Genomic DNA, 806 nt, shown 5'->3' with positions numbered 1-806 from the left:
CTTCTTGAAGACGCCCTTGATACGCTCGTGTTTCTTTACGAACGATTTTCTTTTCAAATTTCCGTTTATTCGCACTGGCTTTCACATGTGTGGAATCCACGAAAACGTGTTCAGCACTTATTAACTTTTTATTAGCAGCTGTCATTAAAATGCGATAGAAAATCTGTTCAAACWGGTCTGTATCTTTAAAGCGTCGCTCATAATTTTTCCCAAACGTGGAGTAGGAGGTACTTTATCATGGAAACCATAGCCTAAGAACCAACGGTAAGCCATATTCGTTTCAACTTCTTCAATCGTTTTACGCATGGAACGAATACCGAAGGTATATTGAATGAATGTCAGTTTAACTAAATAACTGGATCAATACTTGGGCGTCCTACCTCTGAATACATCTCTTTCACCAAGTCATAAATGAAAGTGAAGTCAATGGCAGCCTCCAGTTTACGAACCAAATGGTTCGGTGGCACCAGTTGATCTAACGTAATCATTTCAAGTTGATCYCGCTGAATAGAATCATGTTTAGAAAGCATCCTCATCACCTCAAGTTTTAATACTTCTATTTTAAAACAAAAGCGACTCAGGGCAAAASTGTTTAYCTAAAAGATAAGACAAAGTTGATTGGAACGGAAGGTACGAGACTCCTGCGGGAAAAGCGCGTCTAGGGGAGACCCCGCAGGCGAAAGCCGAGGAGGCTCCCCGACCGCCCGCGGAAAGCGAGTGCCTGGAGTGGAAATCAACGGCCAAATTGTACAACTCATAAAAAATAGACAAACTCGATTTTCCTCGAGTTTGTCTACAGTCTGAGG

General features: G+C 41.8%; 1 pseudogene. It reads right to left on the bottom strand.

Annotated elements, in window-relative coordinates:
• Nucleotides 1-530, bottom strand: a pseudogene (locus AC1DVK_RS27000) (transposase); the annotation flags it as partial.
• Nucleotides 531-806 lie beyond the last annotated feature (276 nt).

This window comes from Peribacillus sp. P4_B1 (assembly GCF_056402395.1).
This window is presented reverse-complemented; position numbering and strand designations above follow the sequence as displayed.